Origin of the sequence: Rhodococcus sp. DMU1 (assembly GCF_012272955.1) — a bacterium.
GTDB lineage: Bacteria > Actinomycetota > Actinomycetes > Mycobacteriales > Mycobacteriaceae > Rhodococcus > Rhodococcus aetherivorans.
Map to the genome: position 1 here is coordinate 3,313,427 of NZ_CP050952.1, position 15,219 is coordinate 3,328,645.

Genomic DNA, 15,219 nt, shown 5'->3' on the forward strand with positions numbered 1-15,219 from the left:
CTCACCTCACAGTCGTTCCGGGTGCTGGAGCAGTTCGGCGATCTCGGCCAGGAACAGGGCGCCGCGCCGGCCGTCGCTGACCCGGTGGTCCGCGGCGAGGGTCGCGGTGACCACCGGGACGGGCCGCACCGCGTCGCCGTCGACCCACGGGCGCCGGGTCGGCTTGCCGAAACCGACCAGTGCGACCTGCGGCGGGTAGATCACCCCGTACACCGAGTCCACGCTTTCCTCCCCCAGGTTGGTCACGGTGACGGTGGGGTCGGACATCTCCGAGCTGCGCAGCGAGCCCGCCCGGGCGCGCTTGACGAGGTCGGCGAGGGCCGCCATGAGCTGGGGCAGGGCGAGGTCGGCGACGTCGTGGATCGCCGGGGCGATCAGCCCGCCCTGGCGCAGGGAGACCGCCACCCCCACGTGCGCGGCCGGGGCCGGGTGGAACTCGCCGTCGGTCCAGAATCCGCTCATTTCGGGGTACCGGCGGGTGGCCAGGGCGACCGCCTTGAGCAGCAGCGCCGCAAGCAGGACGCGCTCGGTGACCGGGCGTTGCGCGTTGTACTCGGTGAGCCAGTCGAGGGCCCGCGCGAGCGGGATCTGTTCCGACAGGTAGTAGTGCGGAATCTCCCGCTTGGAACGTCCCATCGCGGACGCGATGGCGCGGCGCATCTCGGCGGCCTTGTCGATCGGGGCCCTGGCCGGTGCCGCCGCGGCGGCAGGTGGCGCCGGCGCCGGCGCCGGCGCGGTGCCTGCACGAGCCGCCGCCCGATCGACGTCCTCGATCGTCACCGACTCCCAGGGTCCGGTGCCGGTCACGGTGTCGAGGTCCACGCCCAGCTGCAGGGCCTGCCGGCGGGCGGCCGGCGATACCCGCCGCCGCGCGGCCGGGGCGGCCGGAGCGGGCGCCGGCGGCGCCTCGGTGACGGGGGCGGCGCCGCCGGCCGCGGCGACGGGGGCCACCACCGGGGCCGCGGCCGCCGGGGCCTCGGCGACGGGCGGAGCGTCCTCCCCGGGCTCGAGCAGGGTTGCCATCACCGCGCCGACCGGCAGCGTGACACCCGGTTCCGCGACCAACCGGTGGACGACCCCGTCCCGCCAGATCTCGACCTCCACCTCGGCCTTGGCGGTGTCCACCGAGGCGATCACCTGGCCGCGCTCGACCGTGTCCCCGGGCGCGACGCGCCATTCGGTCAGGGTGCCCTCGTCCATGTCGGCGCCGAGGGACGGCAGGGTGAACTCGAACACGTCGCCTCCTCAGCTCTCGCCCATCAGGGCCTGCACGGCGGCGACGATCTTCTCCGGCTGGGGAATCGCCGCCTGCTCCAGGTGCCGGGCGTAGGGCACCGGCACCTCCTCGCTGCACACCCGCGCCACGGGTGCGTCGAGGTCGTAGAACGCCTCCTCGGCGATCCGGGCGGTCACCTCCGCGGAGAGGCCGACGCTGCGCCAGCCCTCGTCGACGACCACCACCCGGTGGGTGCGACGGACGGAGTCCACGACGGTGGCCGTGTCCAGCGGGCGCAGCACCCGCAGGTCGACGACCTCGGCCTCGATTCCGCTGCCCGCCAGGGTTTCCGCCGCGACGAGGGACTTGCCGACGGTGCCGCCGTAGGCGACGAGGGTCACGTCGCCGCCCGGCCGGAGCACCCGCGCGCTGTCGATGTCGACCGGTTCGTCGGGGTCGATGTCGGCGGTGGTGTTGTAGAGCAGTGCGTGCTCGAACACGACGACCGGGTCCGGATCCGCGAGAGCGGGGGCGAGCATGCCGCGGGCGTCCCGCACGGTCGCCGGGGCCAGCACCCGGATGCCGGGGATGTGCGCGTACCACGCCTCGAGGCTGTGCGAATGCTGCGCGGCCAGCTGCCGCCCGGCGCCGGTGGCCATGCGGATCACGATCGGCACGGAGAACTGGCCGCCGGACATGTGGCGCAGTGCGGCGGCGGTGTTCACGATCTGATCGAGGGCCAGCAGGCTGAAGTTGACGGTCATGATCTCGACGATCGGCCGCATCCCGCCGAGCGCCGCACCGATGCCCGCACCGACGAAGCCCAGCTCGGACAGCGGGGTGTCGCGGATGCGTTCGGGTCCGAACTCGTCGAGCAGGCCCTTGGTCACGGCGTACGTGCCGCCGTATCGCCCGATGTCCTCGCCCATGAGGAACACCCGCGGATCGGTGCTCAGGGCGTCGTGCAGCGCGGCGCGCAGGGCCTCGCGGTAGCTGAGTTTCACGGTGCCTCCCCGGCCGGTGTGGTCACGTCGCGGAGCAGGTCGGACTCCGGCTCCCAGGTGCCGGCCTCGGCGAAGGCGACGGCGTCGTCGACCTCGGCCACGGCCTGGGCGTCGAGCTGCCGGAACTGTTCCTCGGTGAGCAGAGTCAGCGCCTTCAGCCGCGCCGAGAACGTGTGGATGGGGCCGCGTTCCTTCCACCGTTCGACCTCGGCCTTGTCGCGGTAGAGCTCGGGGTCGAACATCGAGTGGGCACGGAATCGGTAGGTCTGGAACTCGAGGAACATCGGTCCGCCCGTGCTGCGGACGTGGGAGACCCCGGCCCGGGCCGTCTCGTGGACGGCGAGCACGTCCATCCCGTCCGTCCGGAGTGTGGGCACCCCGAACGCGGCGGCCTTGGCGCACAGGTCGGTCTGCGACTCGGATCGGGCCAGGGCGGTGCCCATGGCGTACAGGTTGTTCTCGCAGCAGAACAGCACCGGCAGCTGCCACAGGGCCGCGAGGTTGAGCGCCTCGTGGAACGCGCCCTCGGCCATCGCCCCCTCACCGAAGAAGCACGCGGTGACCCGCGGGATCTTCTGCATCTTGTCGGCCAGCGCGAGGCCCACCGCCAGCGGCAGGCCCCCGCCGACGATCGCGTTGCCGCCGTAGAAGCGGGTCGCGGCGTCGAACAGGTGCATCGAGCCGCCGCGCCCGCGGGAGCAGCCTTCCTGCTTGCCGAACATCTCCGCCATGATCGCGTTCATGGACAGCCCGTGGATCAGGGCGTGCCCGTGCTCACGGTAGGTGCCCACGACCGTGTCGCCCGGGTCGAGCGCGTGCAGCGCGCCGACCGCCACGGCCTCCTCCCCCACGTACAGGTGCAGGAATCCGCGGATCTTGCCGGCGCCGTAGAGTTCGGCGGCCTTCTCCTCCATCCGGCGGATGCGCAGCATGTCGGCCAGCAGCGCGAGCGCGAAGTCGCGGTCGTAGGGGAATCCGGCGGCGCCCCCGCCGGCCTGCTCGGTGTCGCTGGTCATCCGGCCACCTCCGGGGTCTCGAGCGTCGACGTGTCGCCTTCCGCGAGGCCGAGTTCGCGGGCCTTGAGCAGCCGGCGCAGGGTCTTGCCGCTGCGGGTGTGCGGCAGCGAGTCGACGAACGTGAGTTCCTTGGGGGCGACGGCCGCACCGAGCCGGACGCGGGCGTGCCCGATCAGCTTGCGGCGCAACGCGTCGTCGGGTTCGACGCCGCGCTCGAGGACGACGAACGCCTTCACCCGTTCGCCGAGGATCTCGTCCGGCACACCGATCACGGCGGCTTCGAGGACGGCCGGGTGTTCGGCGAGCGCGCTCTCGACCTCGAACGGTCCGATGAGATGGCCGGCGGACTTGATCACGTCGTCGGCGCGGCCGACGAACCAGAAGTATCCGTCGGCGTCGCGGCGCGCGAGGTCCCCGGTGAGGTAGAGATCGCCGGCGAAGCACTTGCGGTAGCGCTCGTCCTGGTTCAGGTAGCCACGGAACATCGACGGCCAGCCCGCCCGCAGCGCCAGTTCACCCTCGGTGTCGGCGGCGGTGACCTCGTGCACCGTGCCGTCCTCGTCGCGGCGGACGATCCGGGCGTCGACGCCGGGCAGGGGCCGGCCCATCGATCCGGGCTTGATGTCGAACGCCGGCGTGTTGGCGATCATGATGCCGCCGGTCTCGGTCTGCCACCAGTTGTCGTGGATGGGCAGCCCCAGCACCTCGGTGCCCCACCACACGGCGTCGGGTGCCAACGGCTCGCCGACGCTGGCGACGAACCGCAGGTTCGGGAACCGGTAGCGTCCCGCGACCTCGGGTCCGGCGCGCATGAGCATCCGGATGGCGGTGGGGGCGGTGTACCACACGCTGATCTGCTGGTCCTGCAGGATCCGGTACCACCGTTCGGCGTCGAACTCGGCTTCGTCGACGATCGAGGTGACGCCGTGCAGCAGCGGCGCGACGATGCCGTACGACGTGCCCGTCACCCAGCCGGGATCGGCGGTGCACCAGTAGATGTCGTCGGGATGCAGGTCGAGGGCGTAGCGGCCGGTGGCGTAGTGGGTGACGACGGCGCCGTGCACGTGCAGCGCCCCCTTGGGGGTGCCGGTGGTGCCGCTCGTGAAGTGCAGCAACGACGGGTCGCCGGCGGTGGTGGGTGTGGGATCGGCGGCCGGCTCGGCGGCGTCGAGCAGGGCCCGTAGGTCGAGGGTGCCGGGAACGTCGGTGGCGGCGGCTTCGTCGTCGCCGACGAGCAGCACGTGCTCGAGGGTCGGCACCCGGTCGCGCACCCCCGCGACGCGCCGGTGGTACAGCGCCTCCGTGGTCACCAATACCTGTGCGGAGCCGAGTTCGAGGCGGGTGAGCAGGGGTTCGGGACCGAAGGCCGAGAACAGCGGGGTGACGACCGTGCCGTTGCGCAGGGCACCGAGGACGGCGATGTACAGCTCGGGGATCCGGCCGGAGAACACGAACAGCCGGTCGCCCTTGCCGATTCCGAGGTCGCGCAGGACGCGGGTGAAGCGGCGGACGCGGTCTGCGAGGTCGCCGTACGACAACTCCGTGACGTCGATACGGCCCGTCGCGTCACCGGCACCGAGGAACCGGAGGGCGGGACGGTCCCGCAGCGGGCCGTCGGCGTGCCGGTCGACCGCCGACCAGGCGATGTTGCACCCCCCGCCCGGGGGGCCCGGCACCTGCGCCGCCGCCTCGTCCCACGTGAACCGGGCACAGGTGGCCTCGTAGTCCGACAGGTTCGGCGGGACCCGCAGGTCGTCGGCCGTCTTGCGGATCACCGCGTCGCTGCTGGTCGTCACGGCCGCTCCCTCCGGTGCAGATCGCGTCGAGCCGATCATGCGCCGCCCGGAACGGCCGGCATAGGGGCATTGGTCCCTCGGGCATCCGCCGCACGGGCGTGCGGGTGCTGCCGCGGACCCGCACGGACACGACGGGGAGCCCTCCGGGCCTTCGACCGTCCCGCGTTGCCGGCGCGCGCAGCGGTGCATGCCGGTGTGACTCACGGTGACGGCGATCCTGCCGAGGACCCCGTCGACGCAGGCTTCGGCTTCGGGCAGCCCCACCAGCCGAAGCCCGCGCCGGCGTCGGTCGCTGACGCGGTGCGGGACCGGCTGGGCGAGAACACCATCCGGGATGTTGCGTGCCGAGAACCCGAGCCGGTCCGATCCCGGATCCGGCCCTGCCAGCGCCGCACCCCAGCCGGGTTCGGCAGATCCGCTCCGGTCCTCTCCCGTTCTCCCGTCGTTGCCCCGGGTTGCCCAGCGGGGCAGACTGTCTGTCGACGCTGGCCTGCCGAGCCGCAGGGCATCCGAGGAGGCGATCGTGGAGCTGCACATCGTGGCGATCGACAAGCCCGACGACATGAACGTCGTCGTCGGGCAGGCCCACTTCATCAAGACCGTCGAGGACCTGCACGAAGCACTGGCCGGGGTGAGTCCCCACCTCCGGTTCGGAGTCGCGTTCTGCGAAGCCTCCGGACCTCGCCTCGTGCGCTTCTCGGGCAACGACGACCGGCTCGTCGAATTGGCCAGGCGCAACGCCCTGGCGGTCGGCGCAGGCCACTCGTTCTTCGTGTTCGTGGAGGACGGCTATCCGGTGAACATCCTGAACACGCTGAAGCAGGTACCGGAGGTATGCGGCATCTTCTGCGCCACGGCCAACGCCGTCGAGATCATCGTGGCCGAGACGGAGCTCGGCCGAGGCATTGCCGGGGTGATCGACGGGAACCCACCCCTCGGCGTGGAGACGAGCGCCGACGTCGCCGACCGCAAGGCACTGCTGCGCACGATCGGTTACAAGCTGTGACCGCCCGTGCGCCCCATGACGCGCACAGGGCCCCCGGGGGGAGGATGTAGCGCTCGTTGACCGGTCGAGGCTCGACGTCGGGGCCCGGTGTGCGTGCGATCGCCCGCCGCCCGGGATCGGGACCCACCCGCCGACCGGCTCATTGCCGCTGACCGGATCGCCGGTCCCCGTTCCCGGACCGGATCGCACCGGCGGCGTGCATCGCCGGGCGATCCGGATGGTCGTACCGCACGACGATGTCGGCCTCCGCGGCCGCGGCGGCGTCGTGCTCGAGCAGCGGAGGGATCGTCCAGCGGTCCTCGTCGGGCGTCAGCCGGCCCAACGCGGCCCGCGACATCGCCAGGTGCACCGCGACGTCGAAGGCGAGTCCGCGACCGAGCAACATCGGGCCGGCGACCACGAGCACCTGACCGTCGGGAGCGTCCACCCGGCGGGCACGAGCCGACCGGTCCCCCGCCTCGTCCCACAACCGCGGCAGCCATCGCTTCTTTTCGTGAAGTCCCCGAACGACTTCGCGGTCGAGCGCGCCGTAGTCGAACCAGTTCGTCCGGTAGCTCTCGTGATCGGTGCGTCCGTGCTCGAAACGGAGCGAGGCCGGGCGCACGAAGTCGTGGAGCGACAGCACTGCCGCCGGCCGGCCCTCGACGCGCAGGCGCGCGGCGACCTCCTCCGCAAGGTTCAGCGGTGCGGCCGCGTCGGCGGCAGAGATCCCGACGCACACCCGTCGGCGGTGCCCGGCTGCGCGTTCGGCGATGACGCCGGCCAGATCGGCCGGGTTGATCGGGGTGAACATCGTCATCGGCCCAGTTTCCGCCATCGCAGGGCCACCCGCTCGACAGAATCCTCGGCTTCGGCGTGGTGCCGTCACCCCGCGGGCCGGACGATGATGTTGCCGACCTTGTGGCCGGAGTCCACTCGCGTGTGGGCCGATACGATCTGGTCGAGACCACCGATGTCGTCGGTGACGGCGACGAGCCGACCGGCGGCCGACAACTCCAGGAGGAACTCGACGTCCTCGGGTCGCTCGGGCGCAGCACCCGTCTTGACATCGGCGCCGGGGCGCATGGTCTCCCATAGGTTTGCCACCGCAAGCAACAGAACGCCCCCGTCGGTGAGGAGCTTCCGTCCGGACGAGGGGGTGAGGTTGCCGACAGTGTCGAGTACGACGTCGAAGCGGTCGGTCAGGTCGGACACATCGGTGACCGTGTAGTCGATGACCTTGTCGGCGCCGAGGTCGGAGACGAGGCCGAGGTTGGCGGTGCTGGTGACGGCCGTGACGGTGGCGCCGAAATGCTTGGCCAGCTGAACGGCGTTGGTTCCGATCGCGCCCGACGCCCCGTTCACGAGCACAGAATCGCCGCGTCCCGGTGAGGCCTTGTCTCGCAGGAAGTGCAACGCGGTGGTCCCGCCGAAGAGCAGCGCCGCCGCATCCGGGTGAGTGACCGCTGCCGGTTTGCGAACCACCCGCTCCGCCGGGACCGTGACGTATTCCGCGTGCGCCCCCATTGCGAGTCCGGTCATGCCGCACACTTCGTCGCCACGGGTGTACCCGCCGGCCCTCGCGCCGACCGACTCGACGACACCGGAGAAGGTGCCGCCCAGGATCTTTCGCCTGGGCCGGAACACGCCGAACATCAGCCGGGCGAACGGGCCGAATCCGCGGGGGAAGCGGGCCGCGCGGATCCGCGAGTCCGCGGCCGTCACGGCCGCGGCGACGACGCGGACGAGGACTTCCGTGTCCCGGGGGACCGGAATGGGCACCTCCGCGACGCGGACGACGTGCGGTGGCCCGTACCTGTCGACGATTGCGGCCTTCATGAGCCCTCCCTTACGGATGTAAGTCTTGTCCGGGAAGACTAGGCTTACGCCTGTAAGTACGCAAGAGTCGTGAGGGAGACATGAACGAACGGCCGGGGCTGAGCCGCATCGGGATCATCGAGGCCGCGGTTCGCGTAGCCGACCGCGGCGGCCTCACCGCGGTGAGCATGCGCAACGTCGGCAAGGAACTCGGCGTGGAGGCAATGTCTCTCTACCACCACGTCGCCAACAAGGACGATCTGCTCGATGGGCTCGCGGACTGGATCTTCGCGGGAATCGTGCTGCCCGGACCGGGCGAACCGTGGCGGCCTGCGATGTTGCACCGGGCGACCTCGGCGCGGAACGTGCTCGCCCGGCATCCCTGGGCGCTGACCTTGATCGAGTCCCGCCGTTCGCCCGGTCCGTCACTCTTGCGGCACCACGACGCCGTGCTCGGTTGCCTGCGCACGAACGGCTTCCCGGTTGCCCTTGCGTCCCACGCCTTCTCGGTGATCGACGCATACGTGTACGGCTTCGTGCTCACCGAACTGAAACTGCCCTTCGCGTCGGCGGACGGCGCCGAGGAGTTCGCCTCGGAGATCGACGTGCCGGCCGACGCCTACCCCTACCTGGCGGAAATGGTCGGCGAACTGGTGATCGGAAAGGACTACTCGTTCGCGGACGAGTTCGACTACGGACTGGGGCTGATCCTCGACGAACTCGACCGCCGCCGTCGCCGGGTGGAGGAATGAGAAGCGCCCCACGCGGGACGAGGGACTGCGCGGCAGGCGGCGGACCGGGCGGTGACGGCGAGGGCGCGTGTGTCCGCGCCCCCGCGGCCGGCGGGGGCGCGGACACGGTCGCCCACGTCAGCCGCGGCGCGGGAAATGACGGATCAGTCCCTCCTGCACGACCGTCGCCACGAGTTCCCCCTCGAGGGTGAAGTAGCGGCCCGTCGCCAGCCCGCGCGATCCCGCCGCGACCGGGGACTCGGTGGCGTACAGAATCCACTCGTCGAACCGGACCGGCCGGTGGAACCACATGGAGTGGTTGACGGTGGCGGCGACGATCCGGTCCAGCCCCCAGGACAGCCCGTGGGTGGTGAGGATCGAGTCGAGCACGGTGGTATCGGAGCTGTAGGCCAGGGTGGCGGCGTGCAGGAGCGCATCCTCGGGCAGCGCGCCGTCGGCGCGCATCCACACCCGGTTGTGCGAGAGACGTTCCCCGGTGCCCTTGAGGATCCAGGCGGGGTCGTTGGCGTACCGCATGTCGATCGGCTTGAGGGCGTTGACGAAGTGCGGCAGGTGATCCTCGAACCCGGACAGGTGGTCCCCGAGCGGCGGCAGCACATCGGGGTAGGGCACCTCGGGAACGCTCACCGCATGTTCGAGCCCTTTGCCCCACCGCTGGAAGGCGGCGAGCATGACGAACAGCTCCTGGCCGTTCTGGGAGGCGGTGACCATGCGGTTCGCGAAATCCCGGCCGTCGCGGTGCCGGACCACCCGGTACTCGATCGGCGCCTTGACGTCGCCGCCGCGGATGAAGTGGGCGTTGAGCGCGTGCACCGGCCGGTCCCCGACCGTGCGGCCGGCCGCGATCAGGGCCTGAGCGACGAGCTGGCCGCCGAAGGTGCGGCTGCCCACCTGGATCGGGTGCTCACCCCGGTAGAGGTCCTCGTCGACCTGCTCGAGATCGAGCAGGTCGACGAGGACCTCGAGATCGGTCGCGGTGCGACGGCTCAATGGGTGTCCTTCTCCCCGATCCGGTGCACGTGGATCAGGTTGGTCGACCCGGAGCGGCCGGGCGGGGACCCGGCCACGATGACCACGAGGTCGCCGCGCTGGTACCGGCCGAGCGAGAGCAGCGCCGCGTCGACCTGCTGCACCATCACGTCGGTCGTGTCGACCGGCTCGACGGAGAAGGTCTCGGTGCCCCATGTCAGCGCCAGCTGGCTGCGGATGTGCGGGACCGGGGTGAACGCCAGCAGCGGCAGCCGGGTGTGCAGCCGCGCCAGGCGCCGCACCGTGTCGCCGGACTGGGTGAACGCCACCAGCGCCTTGGCGTCGAGCCGCTCGCCGATGTCGCGCGCCGCGTAGGAGATCACCCCGCGCTTGGTGCGCGGCACGTGGGTCAGCGCCGGCACCCGGGTGGGATCGGACTCCACGGCCGCGATGATGCGGGCCATCGTCCGCACCGTCTCGACCGGGTACTTGCCCACCGACGTCTCGCCGGAGAGCATCACCGCGTCCGCACCGTCGAGGACCGCGTTGGCGACGTCGGAGGCCTCGGCGCGGGTCGGCCGGGAGTTCTCGATCATCGACTCGAGCATCTGCGTGGCCACGATGACGGGCTTGGCGTTCTCGCGGGCGATCTGGATCGCCCGCTTCTGCACCAGCGGCACCTCCTCGAGCGGCATCTCGACGCCGAGGTCACCGCGGGCGACCATCACCGCATCGAACGCCAGCACGACCGCCTCGAGATTCTCGATGGCCTCGGGCTTCTCGAGCTTGGCGATCACCGGCACGCGGTGGCCCACCCGATCCATCACCTCGTGCACGAGCTCGATGTCGGCCGGGGAGCGCACGAACGACAAGGCGACGAAGTCCACGCCGAGCCGCATGGCGAACTCGAGATCCTCGATGTCCTTCTCCGACAGCGCCGGAACCGAGATGTTCATCCCCGGCAGGGACACGCCCTTGTTGTTGCTGACCGGCCCACCCTCGGTGACGCGGCAGACCACATCCCTGCCCTCGACGTGCTCGACGACCAGGCCGACCTTGCCGTCGTCGACGAGCAGGCGATCCCCCGGGCGCGCGTCGTCGGCGAGCTGCTTGTAGGTGGTCGAGACCCGGTCGTGGGTTCCCTCGACGTCGTCGACGGTGATCCGGACGATCTCGCCGGTATTCCACACCGTCGGCCCCTCGGCGAACCGGCCGAGGCGGATCTTCGGGCCCTGCAGGTCGGCGAGGATGCCGACGGCATGCCCGCTGGTATCGGAGGCCTCCCGCACGCGGCGGTAGTGGGCCTCGTGATCGGCGTGTTCGCCGTGGCTGAAGTTGAGGCGGGCCACGTCCATCCCGGCGTCGACGAGTTCCCTCAGGACCTCGGGGTCTGCCGTGGCCGGGCCCATGGTGCAAACGATCTTGGTGCGTCGGGTCACGCGGTCGAGCCTAGTACCCGTGCGGCGGTGGCGGAGCACAGCCGGTGCAGCGCCGACGCCGTGCCCGCTCGGCCGAGGGCCGACGTCCGGTTGCCCCGGGCATCGGTCCGGCCGTCCCCGTACCTCCGCCGGATGCGGCGCCCGATCTCGTCGGTGCCGGAGCGGCCCGCGGAACCCCCTGTGACGGAGACGGATCCGGCGGCGTGCGCCCGCGGCGCAGGACGGCACTCCCGTCCGGACGGCGGGGGCGGGGCACGGAAACGGCGCGGCATCGATCGCGGCCACCCCACGCGATGCATAAAATGTGTGTCATACAAGAGAGATATTCGTACCGGAGAGCCCGCTTCCCGGCGGTCCGGGTCCGCGCCGGCGTCGCCCGGGAATTGTCTCCGGCACGGAAGGTTTCCTGTGGCGATCGGGTAGATTCGGCACACCGGAGGCCATGGCAGCGAGGACACCGAACGAGGGAATCTGAAATGGAGAAAACGAGGAAGGAGCCGCTACCGCACTCCCGCCGCGGTGTCTACGGCATTTCGGTGGCCTCCGAGCTGTCCGGGGTCGATCCGCAGTCCATGCGCCTGTACGAACGCCGCGGACTGCTCAGCCCCGCGCGCACCGAAGGCGGCACCCGCCGCTACAGCGACGAGGACGTGGCGCGCCTGCGACGCATCGGCGAACTCCTCGCCGAGGGCATCAATCTGGCCGGCATCGCCCAGATCTTCCGCCTCGAGTCGAACCACGCCGAACTGGCGTCCCACAACGCACGTCTCGAATCCCACAATGCCCGGCTCGAATCGGACAAGGCTCGCCTGGAATCCGACAAGGCCCGGCTCGAGGATGCCAATGCGCGACTCGAGTCGGACAACGCGCGCCTGCGGGCGGACAACGGCAACAGCTGAGCGACCTCCAGCGGACACCCCCGGCCGCCGGACGGCGCGGGGTGTGCAATGCGCTGTCCGGCGACCGGTGATGTCTGCGCGCAGCGGCGGGCGAAGGACCCGGCCGGCGGCTCGCCCGCTCAGCGGGCTTCGTCCGCGGCCTGCCGTTCGGTGCGCGCGCCCTCGTGCGCGAGGGTTCCGGCCGAGTTCTCGAGATGTGCCCGGACGAACCACTGGAACTTCTCGAGGTCGCGCGTCTGCCCGATGAGCAGGTCCTCGGTGATCGGATCGATCTCCCCGACCTCCGAAATCGCCTTGCGGCAGTCCCCGATCACGCCGTCGTACACCAGGTCGAGGGCGGCGAGGTGGGCCTGGGCGGTGTCCCGCCCCACCGAGTAGTCGTCCCACGAGCGGTCCTTCTCGATCGCGCCCGCGGTCCCCTTCGGGGACGACCCGAGCGCGGCGATGCGTTCGGCGACGTCGTCGGCGAATCCGCGGACCGCGTCGACCTGCGGATCGATCATCTCGTGCACGCCGATGAAGTTCGGTCCCACGACGTTCCAGTGAACGTGCTTGAGGGTGAGGTGCAGGTCGTTGTAGGCGCTGAGCCGATTCTGCAGCACTTCGGCCACCCGGACGCCCTCGCTGTCGCTCAGGCCGGGGACGGTGAACTTCGCCATCTTCGATTCCTCCTACAGGCTCGTGTGTAGTACCTCCGCGGACCGTCTCGCCGGCCCGCCGGTGTCGGCACGTAGGTGCCGGGCACCCCGCAGCCGGATTACCCCGGCACCCGGGCGCCGAAACCGCCGGCAAGCAAGCCCGTGCCACCCTCCGCGGGAAGGACATCGTCGATACCCTCCCCGTCGCACCGCACCGGGCCGGTGTTCCGCAGTAATTGCATCTTCCATTTGACAAAATTTCTATTGTGCGAGACAGATTATCTACCGGCGGGGTGCGGGGGCGTCGCTTCCCGGGATACCGAGCGCGGCGAAGTGCCTCCCCGCCCCGCCCCGAGTGATACACAAAAACTACTTGTCATAAGTACGAGTTCGACGGCAGTTGCCGGAGCGACCGGCCCCGGTGTCGAGCAAGGAGGCGCGACGCGATGACCGCAGCGGACCTGGTGGTGGTGGCCAATCGGCTCCCCGTGGACTACGACCCGTTGGCCGACGACGGGCGCGGCGGGTGGCGCCGCAGCCCGGGCGGGCTCGTCACCGCCCTGGAGCCGGTGCTGCGCGCCGCCGACGGCGCGTGGGTGGGCTGGCCCGGCGCCCCCGACGTCGCCTTCGATCCGTTCACCGAGGACGGCATCACGCTGCATCCGGTCTCCCTCACCGAAGGCGAGGTCGCCGGCTACTACGAGGGATTTTCCAACGCGACGCTGTGGCCGCTGTACCACGACGCGATCGTCGCTCCCGCCTACGACCGCACGTGGTGGCGGACATACGTCGCGGTCAACCGCCGCTTCGCCGAGGCCGCGGCCGACGCGGCCGCCCCGGGCGCGACGGTGTGGGTGCACGATTACCAGCTCCAGCTCGTGCCCAAGATGCTGCGCGACCTCCGGCCCGACCTGAAGATCGGCTTCTTCCTGCACATCCCCTTCCCGCCCACCGAGCTGTTCCTGCAACTGCCGTGGCGAACCGCCGTCGTGGAGGGCCTGCTCGGCGCCGACCTGGTGGGCTTCCACCTGCCCGGCGGCGCCCGCAACTTCCTGTTCCTGGCACAGCGGCTGCTCGGTCTGCACACGAGCGCGCACTCCGACCTGGACTCGTGCGTGGGCACCGTCGACGTCGGCGACCGGCGGGTGCAGGTCGGCGCCTTCCCCATCTCGATCGACTCGGCCCACTTCGCCGAACGCGTCCGGTCCCCCCACATCCGCGAGCGGGCCGCGCAGGTTCGCGAGGAACTCGGCAACCCCGAGACCCTGCTGCTGGGCGTGGACCGGCTCGACTACACCAAGGGCATCGACATTCGGCTCGAGGCGCTGCACGAGCTGCTCGACGAGGGCACCCTCGACCCCGAGAAGGTCGTCATGGTGCAGCTGGCCACCCCGAGTCGCGAGCGCGTGTCCGCCTACGCCCAGTTGCGCGAGGACATCGAGCGCAAGGTCGGCCACCTCAACGGCGAGTACGGGCAGCTGGGCCGGCCGGTGGTGCACTACCTGCACCGGCCCGTCGACCGAGACGAGCTCATGGCCCTGTACAGCGCGGCGGACGTCATGCTCGTCACACCCCTGCGCGACGGCATGAACCTCGTCGCCAAGGAGTACATCGCCTGCCGGACCGACGGCACCGGTGCCCTCGTCCTGAGCGAGTTCACCGGGGCGGCCAGCGAGCTGCGCCGCGCTCATCTGGTCAACCCGCACGATCTCGACGCCGTCAAACGCGCGATCGTCATCGCCGCCACCGAGGAACCGGCGACGGCGGCGCGCCGGATGCAGTCCCTGCGCACCCAGGTGCTCCACCACGACGTCGACCGGTGGGCCAACGCCTTCCTCACGGACCTGCGCGCGAGCGGATCCGGCGCCACCGCGGCCGCGAGCGCCTGAATCACAGCCGGGCGCGGGCTCGAAGCGGGGTCGGCGGCGCCGACGGAGGACGCCCTCGACCCCGGCATGCCGTGACCGTCGACAGCCCGTGCGACGGCGGAAGGGGCGATGCGGTTCGGCCGCATCGCCCCTTCCGGCCTCTGCGATCAGTCGTCGGTGGAGTTCTCGGCAGTGGGATTCTCGGCGATTTCCGGGGCGTGCTCCCGAGTCGCCATGCCGCCGTTCCTGCCCTCGTCCACCGGGCCGGGCCGGCCCCCCTTGGGCCGGTTGCCGTCGGTCGGCTTCTTCTCCGTCACGGGGTCTCCTTCGGTCGGAAGTCCACGGTCACGGGCCGGGACGATCGACCTCACCGCGCCATGCGCCGTCGGCGACGCCGCGTTCCTCGATGAACTGCTTGAAGTGCCGCATGTCGCTCTTCACGCGGCGATCGAGGAGGCCGAGCTTGTCGGCGACGTTCTCGAAGAAGCCCTCGGGGTCGATGTCCATCTGCGCGGTGACCCGCGTGGTGGTGTCGTCGAGCCGGTGGAAGGTGATCACGCCGGCGTGGTCCGGCCCGGCGTCGGACCTCCATGCGACGCGCTCGTCGGGATGCTGCTCGGTGATCGTGGCGTCGAACTCCTTCGTCCCGCCGGCGACCTTGACGACCCAGTGGGTGTGGGTGTCGTCGATCTGGCGGATCCGCTCGACGCCCTCCATGAAACGGGGGAACTCCTCGAACTGCGTCCACTGGTTGTAGGCCGTACGGATCGGGACATGGACGTCGACCGACTCGGTGATCGTGCTCATGACGCTCCTTTC

General features: G+C 70.9%; 15 protein-coding genes. 4 read left to right on the top strand and 11 right to left on the bottom strand.

Annotated elements, in window-relative coordinates; all coding sequences use genetic code 11:
• Nucleotides 1-6 precede the first annotated feature (6 nt).
• Genes HFP48_RS15270 through acsA form a run of 4 tightly spaced genes read right to left on the bottom strand, consistent with a single transcriptional unit; the run spans nucleotide 7 to nucleotide 5,071 of the window.
• Nucleotides 7-1,236, bottom strand: coding sequence for a dihydrolipoamide acetyltransferase family protein (locus HFP48_RS15270; protein ID WP_168579725.1), 1,230 nt, complete (start codon nucleotides 1,234-1,236; stop codon nucleotides 7-9).
• Between the two features lie 9 nt (nucleotides 1,237-1,245).
• Nucleotides 1,246-2,220 carry a pyruvate dehydrogenase complex E1 component subunit beta gene (locus HFP48_RS15275; protein WP_029544022.1) on the bottom strand — a complete coding sequence of 325 codons (975 nt, stop codon included), beginning with the start codon at nucleotides 2,218-2,220 and terminating at the stop codon, nucleotides 1,246-1,248.
• Nucleotides 2,217-3,236, bottom strand: coding sequence for a pyruvate dehydrogenase (acetyl-transferring) E1 component subunit alpha (gene pdhA / locus HFP48_RS15280; RefSeq protein WP_050035325.1), 1,020 nt, complete (start codon nucleotides 3,234-3,236; stop codon nucleotides 2,217-2,219). Before pdhA ends, HFP48_RS15275 begins: the two co-directional genes overlap by 4 nt.
• Nucleotides 3,233-5,071, bottom strand: a complete 1,839-nt coding sequence (gene acsA / locus HFP48_RS15285) for an acetate--CoA ligase (protein WP_168579726.1) — start codon at nucleotides 5,069-5,071, stop codon at nucleotides 3,233-3,235. The genes pdhA and acsA overlap by 4 nt, the downstream gene beginning before the upstream one ends.
• A gap of 484 nt (nucleotides 5,072-5,555) precedes the next feature.
• Between acsA and HFP48_RS15290 the strand changes: the two genes are divergently transcribed.
• Nucleotides 5,556-6,038: an adenosine-specific kinase gene (locus tag HFP48_RS15290; RefSeq protein ID WP_029544028.1), complete on the top strand. Its 483-nt coding sequence runs from the start codon at nucleotides 5,556-5,558 to the stop codon at nucleotides 6,036-6,038.
• A gap of 139 nt (nucleotides 6,039-6,177) precedes the next feature.
• On the opposite strand, the gene HFP48_RS15295 is transcribed toward HFP48_RS15290, so the two are convergent.
• The gene (locus HFP48_RS15295; protein WP_029544030.1) at nucleotides 6,178-6,837 is read right to left on the bottom strand and encodes a uridine kinase; all 660 of its coding nucleotides are present in this window, start codon (nucleotides 6,835-6,837) and stop codon (nucleotides 6,178-6,180) included.
• 65 nt (nucleotides 6,838-6,902) lie between these two features.
• Nucleotides 6,903-7,856: an NAD(P)-dependent alcohol dehydrogenase gene (locus HFP48_RS15300; RefSeq protein ID WP_029544032.1), complete on the bottom strand. Its 954-nt coding sequence runs from the start codon at nucleotides 7,854-7,856 to the stop codon at nucleotides 6,903-6,905.
• 80 nt (nucleotides 7,857-7,936) lie between these two features.
• Between HFP48_RS15300 and HFP48_RS15305 the strand changes: the two genes are divergently transcribed.
• Nucleotides 7,937-8,587, top strand: a complete 651-nt coding sequence (locus HFP48_RS15305; RefSeq protein ID WP_029544034.1) for a TetR/AcrR family transcriptional regulator — start codon at nucleotides 7,937-7,939, stop codon at nucleotides 8,585-8,587.
• Between the two features lie 117 nt (nucleotides 8,588-8,704).
• On the opposite strand, the gene HFP48_RS15310 is transcribed toward HFP48_RS15305, so the two are convergent.
• A complete protein-coding gene (locus HFP48_RS15310; protein WP_029544036.1) occupies nucleotides 8,705-9,577 on the bottom strand; it encodes an acyl-CoA thioesterase II in 873 nt (290 codons plus the stop codon).
• On the bottom strand, nucleotides 9,574-10,995 hold the full coding sequence (gene pyk / locus HFP48_RS15315; protein ID WP_006947055.1) for a pyruvate kinase: 1,422 nt from the start codon (nucleotides 10,993-10,995) through the stop codon (nucleotides 9,574-9,576). The genes HFP48_RS15310 and pyk overlap by 4 nt, the downstream gene beginning before the upstream one ends.
• Nucleotides 10,996-11,471: 476 nt before the next feature.
• Between pyk and HFP48_RS15320 the strand changes: the two genes are divergently transcribed.
• Nucleotides 11,472-11,894, top strand: a complete 423-nt coding sequence (locus HFP48_RS15320) for a MerR family transcriptional regulator (RefSeq protein WP_006947052.1) — start codon at nucleotides 11,472-11,474, stop codon at nucleotides 11,892-11,894.
• Nucleotides 11,895-12,013: 119 nt separating this feature from the next.
• Here HFP48_RS15320 and HFP48_RS15325 read toward each other — a convergent pair whose 3' ends face one another.
• The gene (locus HFP48_RS15325) at nucleotides 12,014-12,553 is read right to left on the bottom strand and encodes a DNA starvation/stationary phase protection protein (RefSeq protein ID WP_006947051.1); all 540 of its coding nucleotides are present in this window, start codon (nucleotides 12,551-12,553) and stop codon (nucleotides 12,014-12,016) included.
• 425 nt (nucleotides 12,554-12,978) lie between these two features.
• Here HFP48_RS15325 and HFP48_RS15330 point away from each other — a divergent pair, with 425 nt between their 5' ends.
• Nucleotides 12,979-14,421, top strand: coding sequence for a trehalose-6-phosphate synthase (locus tag HFP48_RS15330; protein ID WP_168579727.1), 1,443 nt, complete (start codon nucleotides 12,979-12,981; stop codon nucleotides 14,419-14,421).
• Between the two features lie 146 nt (nucleotides 14,422-14,567).
• Here the strand turns inward: HFP48_RS15330 and HFP48_RS15335 are convergent, their stop codons facing one another.
• Nucleotides 14,568-14,717, bottom strand: a complete 150-nt coding sequence (locus HFP48_RS15335) for a hypothetical protein (RefSeq protein ID WP_006947049.1) — start codon at nucleotides 14,715-14,717, stop codon at nucleotides 14,568-14,570.
• 28 nt (nucleotides 14,718-14,745) lie between these two features.
• A complete protein-coding gene (locus HFP48_RS15340) occupies nucleotides 14,746-15,207 on the bottom strand; it encodes an SRPBCC family protein (RefSeq protein WP_006947046.1) in 462 nt (153 codons plus the stop codon).
• Nucleotides 15,208-15,219 lie beyond the last annotated feature (12 nt).